We start from the raw sequence: 7302 nt of genomic DNA, 5'->3' as shown, positions 1-7302 counted from the left end.
CGGCGAACGCCGGCGGCCTCGTCACGATCGGCGGGACGCGGCGGGACCGCGTCGCACCGGCATCGGCGTCACGTCACTTCTCGAGCGAGGGATGGTCCACGCCGCCCGGCCGGCTGTGATCGCCGACGGCCTCTTCCATATGCTCCATCAGCGTGAAGATGATCGGGCCGTTGGGGCCGACCAGCACGTTCTCCTCGAGGCGCGTGGTCTGCTCGAGCAGCGGATGCCCCGCGAAGGTCTCGATCGCGAAGTACATGTTCTCCTTGATCTCGGCCGGCTGGCTGAGCGAGTAGGCGCGCGAGATCCACATGCCTTCGTACAGCGTGATGCCGATCGAGTGGGCGAACTGCTGCAGCGTCACGGTCCCGTAGGTGTCGTCGTCGTATTCCGGGAATTTCGCCGCGACGTCGGCCGTCGAGTTGCCCGGCTTGAGCATCTCGATGCCGGCATACATGGAGTCGTAGGTCTGCTTGTAGAGATCGATCTCCTTCTGGGTCATCTTGGCCGCGCACTTGAAGCAGCGCACGTAGTCGATGAAGTAGCCCGATGGACCGACGGCGTTGATGTCGACGATGACGAGGTCGCCCTGCCGGATGATCTTGTCGGTCGCCCATCGTCGATAGGGCGAGGTGTTGCCGCCCGACGCGACGATGATGTCGTAGATGATCTCGCAGCCCAGCCGCAGCATCAGCTCGTGCACCTTGGCCTCGATCTGGCGCTCGGTCACGCCCGGCTTCAGCCATTCGTGCTTGATGTGCCACATCGCGGCGTCGCCGATGGTCGACGACTGCTTCAGCAGCTCGATCTCGTCGATCGTCTTGACGACGCGGGCCGCCGACATGGCCGGCCAGCCGTTGACGATGTTGATGTTGAACTTCTTGAAGGCCTCGAGCGACGGGATGTCGAGATTGTCGACGCCGATCTTCTCCTTGGTGACGCCGTACTCCTTGAGCACTTCGTAGATCGAAGCGACCATGCGCTCGGCCATGTAGGGCACGGCCGACTCGGCCCACTGCCAGGTCATGGCGGGGCGGATGTTGTCGCGCATCATCAGGCCCGGATCGGTCAGCGGGTCGATCTTGCGCTCGCGCGCGCCGGCGGCGATCGAGGCCGAGCCCTTCAGCCCTTCGGCGATGTTGCTGCCGCGGGTCTTGTGCATCCAGGGAAGGTCGATGCGGGCGCACTGCATGTCGGAGCCGGCGGTCTCGAACAGGATCGGATCGCCCCCGCGCGGCAGCACCGCGTAGCGGATGTTGATGTTGTACTTCCAATTGCCCTGATAGGAGCCGGTGATGTAGCGGATGTTGGCGCCCGCGTAGAGGACCAGCGCACCGAGATCGTGGATCTCCATCTGCTCGCGCGCCTTCTCGAGCCTCTGGCGGCGGAGACGCTCGTAGTCGACGCGATACTGCCAGTCGCAGCCCTGCGCGGCGTAGACACGGCGCGGCAGCTGGTGGTGCGGCTTGCCGAGAAAGGCGTGGTCTAGTTCATAGCTCATGGAGCGCTCCTCGTTGGACCGACTTCGAGGTTTCGAATGTGGGGGCCCGACGTTGCGGGAGATGCGAAGAAAGCCCGAACGCAAGTGATCCGAGCGGCTCGAATTATAACGACGGCCAAACTCGTGGGAAGCGAACGGCGATGTGGTTCCTACGGTACAGCTCTGCAAAAAAGGACGGCGACGGCGACGCTTCGGCGCGGTTCTCAGGCGTGGTGATCAGCACGGCCGCGCTCGTGCTGCAGTGCGATCGGCGCGGCCGATTCGACGCGTCGGAGTCCCGCCCCGGCACCGGCGAGGCCCGATGCTGCGGGCCCGCACGGGCCCGGCGCGCGCATGCGCGTCACGCGCCCCGCCGGCTGGCGCCCGCCGCCGAACACCATTAGAATTTGTCGACGCGACAGGGGGTCGCGGCCGGGCCGATCGTCATCTTGCGACGCAGCATGAGGACGCCCGGATCATCGAACGGCGGGGCGCCGAGATGCCACAGGCTCGAACCGAACGCAGTGCCCGGCCGAAGCGCAAGGCCGTCGCGGTCGAGGCGGAGGCGCCGCCGGTCGCCGACAAGGGCGCCTCGCTCTCGGACCTCGCCTACCAGCAGATCAAGGACCTGATCCTCACGCTGTTCTTCCTGCCGGGACAGTATCTCAACGAGGCGGCGATCTGCGATCTCCTCAAGCTCGGCCGCACTCCGGTGCACCAGGCGCTGCAGCTCCTGCAGGTCGAAGGCCTGGTCGAGGTGGTGCCGCGCAAGGGCGTGATCGTGCGGCCCGACTCGATCGGCGAGGTGGTGGAGATCCTCGACGCCCGCATCCTGGTCGAGGTCGAGCTGGTGCGCCGCGCCGTGGCGAACAGCAAGCGCGACGACGTCAAGGAGCTCGCCGCCATCCTGGACAAGACCAACCGCCGGCACGGCGGCGGCTCGCTCGACGCCTTCGTCGAGTCCGACCGCGCTTTTCATGTCAAGCTCGCGGCGATGTCGGGCAACGCCATCCTGGCCGACTTCGTGCGCCTGATGCACGAGCGCTCGACGCGGTTCTGGTACCTGCATCTGTGGCAGACCGTCGATCTCGGCGGCGCCGGGCGCGAGCACCGCACCATCCTGGAGGCCATGGAGGCGCACGATCCCGAGCGCGCCGCCCGCGCCATGCGCCGCCACATCGAGAGCCTGCGCGAGCGGCTGCAGCACATCCTGAATCACGCCCCGAACCGGGCCCGGCCGGCCGCCGTCGCCCAGCCGCGCGGCAAGCGCGCCGGCGCCTGACGGGCCCGCCCGACGGCGGGGCGGCCCCAATAGGCGCGAAGACAAGATCGAAGGTACAGCCTATCGATCGTCGTCCGCGCCGGCCGGGGCTTTTTTGCACAATCCGTCATTCCGGGGCGCGCCAAAGGCGCGAACCCGGAATCCAGCGCCGAACTCGGCATTTTTCGCTGGATTCCGGGTCCGGCGCTGCGCGCCGTCCCGGAATGACCAATGATGCAGAGCCCTCGCGCAGGCGGATGACCCAGTATCCACCGAACCCCGTTGTTTCAGTCGAAAGGCTGCGGCGTATTGGGTGCTCCAGCTCCGCGGAGCATGACGAAGGAGAGGCTTCTGGTCTTGAGTCAGCGCCGAGGGCGGCCCCTCCCGGAGCGGTCCGGGCGCTGCGGCGCGGGTCGCTTGATGCGGCGGTGCAAAGCTGGTTGATAGCGCCAGCCCTCCCGCCCGCGGCCCTGGCCGCCTCCTGCGGGTCCGGCCGCCAGGAGCCGCAGCCCGCATGCAGGACGTCCCGTTCGATCAGGCCCGTTTCCGCCAAGCCCTCGGCCGCTTCGCGACCGGCGTCGCCGTGCTGACGGGCCTCGCGCCGGACGGCGGCCGGATCGGCCTCACGGTGAGCTCGTTCAACTCCGTGTCGCTGCTGCCGCCCCTGATCCTGTTCTCGATCGCCCGGCGGGCGCACAGCTTTACGTCCTGGCAGCAGGCCCGGCACTACGCCGTCAACGTGCTGTCCGAGCGCCAGGAGGCGCTCTCCGACCGCTTCGCCAAGCCGCTGGCCGACAAGTGGGAGGGCGTCGAGACGGTCGAGGGCCGGCACGGCGTGCCGGTGCTGGCCGGAGCGCTGGCCGTGCTCGAATGCGCCGCCCACGCCCGCCACGACGGCGGCGACCACGAGATCTTCGTCGGCCGGGTCGAGAACCTGCAGATGGGCGAAGCCGCGACACCGCGCCCGCTGGTGTTCTTCTCGGGCCGCTACCGCCGGCTCGACAGCGGCGGCGAAGCCCATCCGGCGCCGTCCGACTCGCTGTTTCCCCGCAGCTGGTAGCGACGTTTTATTGTGCATGCCCACAATGGCGGCAACGCCGCGCCTTGACTTTGGCGGCTGTTGACGGCATCGACGAAGCACCTACATCCTGTATCAAGGAGCTTTCGCGTACTCGCGACGGGAGAGACCGGCATCGCCGGCGCCGAAGGAGCAACCGCCCCGGAAACTCTCAGGCAAAAGGACCGTCGCGGGCAGGTGAATCTGGAAAGTGACACGCCCGCACACCGTGGGGGACGTGTCCGCCGACGGGATAACACTCTCAGGCACGCAAGACAGATGGGGCGCCGTGGCGAGCTGAGCTTGTCGGGAGGCGCCGTGTGTCCTGTTGCGACACGTCAGCCCACACCCGTCCGGTCTGCCCGCGTCCGCCCCGCCTGATCAGCGTGACGGCGCATCGCCCTGGCATCCGCAACCGGTCCGTCCGCCCGAGCGCCCGCCCGTCCCCCGACGGCAGGCGACGGACGCGACGCCACCGCCCCATCGTCAGGACCGCAGCATGAACGCCCCCATCCGCATGCAGACCGACACGCCGGCCACCGAGTTCGTCCATCGCCATGTCGGGCCCGGCCCGCGCGACATCGACGTCATGGTGGAGGCCGTCGGGGCGAAGAGCCTCGACGCGCTGATCGCCGACGTCGTCCCGGCGGCGATCCGCGACCAGCGCCCGACGGCGCTCGGCCCGGCGCTGTCCGAGACCGCGGCGCTCGCCCGCATGCGCGAGATCGCGACGAAGAACCAGATCTTCGTCTCGCTGATCGGCCAGGGCTATCACGGCACCGTGCTGCCCCCCGTCATCCTGCGCAACGTGCTGGAGAACCCGGCCTGGTACACGGCCTACACGCCGTACCAGCCGGAGATCAGCCAGGGGCGCCTCGAGGCGCTGATGAACTTCCAGACCATGGTGACGGACCTCACCGGTCTCGACGTCGCCAATGCGTCGCTGCTCGACGAGGCGACCGCCGCGGCCGAGGCGATGACGTTGGCCAAGCGCTCCGCCGGCTCCAAGGCGAGCGCCTTCTTCGTCGACCATGGCGTGCATCCGCAGACGCTCGCCGTGCTGAAGACCCGGGCCGAGCCGCTCGGCCTGACGCTCGTCGTCGGCGATCCCGAGCGCGACCTCGATCCGGCCGCCGTGTTCGGCGTGCTGGTGCAGTATCCCGACACTTTTGGGCGGGTGCGCGACTGGCGGGGCCTCACCGAGCGTGTCCATGCGGCTAAGGGACTCGTGGTGTTCGCCGCCGATCCGCTGGCCCTCACGCTGCTGGTGCCGCCCGGCGAGCTGGGCGCCGACATCGCGATCGGCTCGACCCAACGCTTCGGCGTGCCGATGGGCTTCGGCGGCCCGCACGCCGCCTACATGGCGGTGCGAGATTCGCTGAAGCGCACCATGCCGGGCCGCCTCGTCGGCCTGTCGGTCGATTCGCGCGGGGCGCCGGCCTATCGGCTGGCGCTGCAGACCCGCGAGCAGCACATCCGCCGCGAGAAGGCGACGTCGAACATCTGCACGGCGCAGGTGCTGCTCGCCGTCATCGCGTCGATGTACGCCGTCTATCACGGCCCCGAGGGTCTCACCGAGATCGCCCGCCGCGTTCATCGCCGCGCCGCCGTGCTGGCCGCCGGCCTTCGCGCGCTCGGCTTCGCCGTGCCGACGACGCCGTTCTTCGACACGATCGCGGTGCCGGTCGGCGACCGGCAGGCCGAGATCCTCGAGAAGGCGCGGACCGCGCGGATCAACCTGCGCGCCATCGCGGCGGGCCAGCACGGCCCTCAGGCCGCGATCGGCATCAGCCTCGACGAGAGCACCGACGAGAGCGTGGTGGAGGCGGTGTGGCGCGCCTTCGGCGGTCACATGCACTACGACGAGATGGTCGGCGAGGCCGATGCGCGGCTGCCGGCCGGCCTGCTGCGCAGCTCGGCCTTCCTGACCCATCCGGTGTTCCACCGGCACCGGTGCGAGACCGACATGCTGCGCTACCTGCGCAAGCTGTCAGACCGCGACCTGGCGCTCGACCGCGCCATGATCCCGCTCGGCTCCTGCACCATGAAGCTCAACGCCACGGCCGAGATGATCCCGATCACCTGGCCGGAGTTCTCCGACATCCACCCGTTCGCCCCGGCCGAGCAGGCGCAGGGCTACCGGTTCCTGTTCGATGCGCTGTCCAGGATGCTGGCCGAGATCACCGGCTACGACGCCGTGTCGCTGCAGCCGAACTCCGGCGCGCAGGGCGAGTATGCCGGGCTGCTGGCGATCCGCGCCTATCACGCCTCGCGCGGCGAGCCGCACCGCACCGTCTGCCTGATCCCGTCCTCGGCGCACGGCACCAACCCGGCCTCCGCCGCGATGGCCGGCATGCAGGTCGTGGTCGTCGCCTGCGACCGCGACGGCAATGTCGACCTCGCCGATCTGGAGGCCAAGGCGACGCAGCACGGCCAGAAGCTCGCCTGCGCCATGATCACCTATCCGTCGACACACGGCGTGTTCGAGGAGCATATCCGCGAGATGTGCGAGATCGTCCACGCCCATGGCGGGCAGGTCTATCTCGACGGCGCCAATCTCAACGCCCAGGTCGGCCTCGCCCGGCCCGGCCGGTACGGCGCCGACGTCAGCCACATCAACCTGCACAAGACCTTCTGCATCCCGCACGGCGGCGGCGGGCCCGGCATGGGTCCGATCGGCGTCAAGGCGCATCTGGCGCCATTCCTGCCCGGCCATCCGGCGCTCGACGACGGGGGGCTCGCCCCCACGGCGCCGGTCGGCCCCGTCTCGGCGGCGCCGTTCGGCTCGGCGTCGATCCTGCCGATCTCCTACGCCTATGTGCTGATGATGGGCGACCAGGGGCTGAAGCGCGCCACCGAGGTGGCGATCCTGTCGGCCAACTACATCGCGCGGCGGCTCTCGCCGCACTACCCGGTGCTCTACAAGAACCACAACGGCCGCGTCGCGCACGAGTGCATCGTCGACCCGCGTCCGCTGAAGGAGACGGCCGGCGTCACCGTGGACGACATCGCCAAGCGGCTGATCGACTACGGCTTCCACGCGCCGACCGTGTCGTTCCCGGTGGCCGGCACGCTGATGATCGAGCCGACCGAGTCGGAATCGAAACACGAGCTCGACCGCTTCATCGACGCCATGGTGGCGATCCGCAAGGAGATCGCCGCCGTGGAGGCGGGCCGGCTCACGATCGAGCAGTCGCCGCTTCGCCACGCGCCGCACACCGTGCACGATCTCGCCGACGATACGTGGGACCGCGCCTACACGCGGACCGAGGCGGTGTTTCCCGACGGCGTGTCGCGCACCGACAAGTATTTCGCGCCGGTCGGTCGCGTCGACAATGTCTGGGGCGACCGCAACCTGGTGTGCTCCTGCCCGCCGATCGAGGCCTATGCGGGGTGAGGCTCCGTGGCCCCGTGGGGTGGGCATCGACGCGCCGTCGGCGGGTCGTTGCCCACGCGGTCCGACATCGCGAAAGTCCGACGGCGTGGGCACGGCGCGTTCGCCGCGCC

The 7302-nt window shown here is 69.1% G+C and carries 4 protein-coding genes and 1 riboswitch; of the genes, 3 read left to right on the top strand and 1 reads right to left on the bottom strand.

What is annotated here, in order from left to right; all coding sequences use genetic code 11:
• Positions 1-73: 73 nt before the first annotated feature.
• On the bottom strand, positions 74-1498 hold the full coding sequence (locus tag CH341_RS25895) for a M24 family metallopeptidase (RefSeq protein ID WP_111421853.1): 1425 nt from the start codon (positions 1496-1498) through the stop codon (positions 74-76).
• Between the two features lie 478 nt (positions 1499-1976).
• On the opposite strand from CH341_RS25895, the gene CH341_RS25890 reads away from it, so the two are divergent.
• The 3 genes from CH341_RS25890 (at position 1977) to gcvP (ending at position 7192) form a co-directional block, all read left to right on the top strand.
• Complete coding sequence (locus tag CH341_RS25890) at positions 1977-2759, top strand: GntR family transcriptional regulator (RefSeq protein WP_170149813.1); 783 nt, start codon at positions 1977-1979, stop codon at positions 2757-2759.
• A 493-nt stretch (positions 2760-3252) separates the two neighbouring features.
• Entirely contained in the window at positions 3253-3798 is a 546-nt protein-coding gene (locus CH341_RS25885; protein WP_111421851.1) for a flavin reductase family protein, read from the top strand.
• 108 nt (positions 3799-3906) lie between these two features.
• Positions 3907-3993, top strand: a riboswitch (glycine riboswitch).
• A 301-nt stretch (positions 3994-4294) separates the two neighbouring features.
• Positions 4295-7192 (top strand): aminomethyl-transferring glycine dehydrogenase, encoded by a 2898-nt coding sequence (gene gcvP / locus CH341_RS25880; protein ID WP_111421850.1) that lies wholly within the window; start codon positions 4295-4297, stop codon positions 7190-7192.
• Positions 7193-7302 lie beyond the last annotated feature (110 nt).

The sequence above is a fragment of the Rhodoplanes roseus genome (genome assembly GCF_003258865.1).
Classification (GTDB): domain Bacteria; phylum Pseudomonadota; class Alphaproteobacteria; order Rhizobiales; family Xanthobacteraceae; genus Rhodoplanes; species Rhodoplanes roseus.
This window is presented reverse-complemented; position numbering and strand designations above follow the sequence as displayed.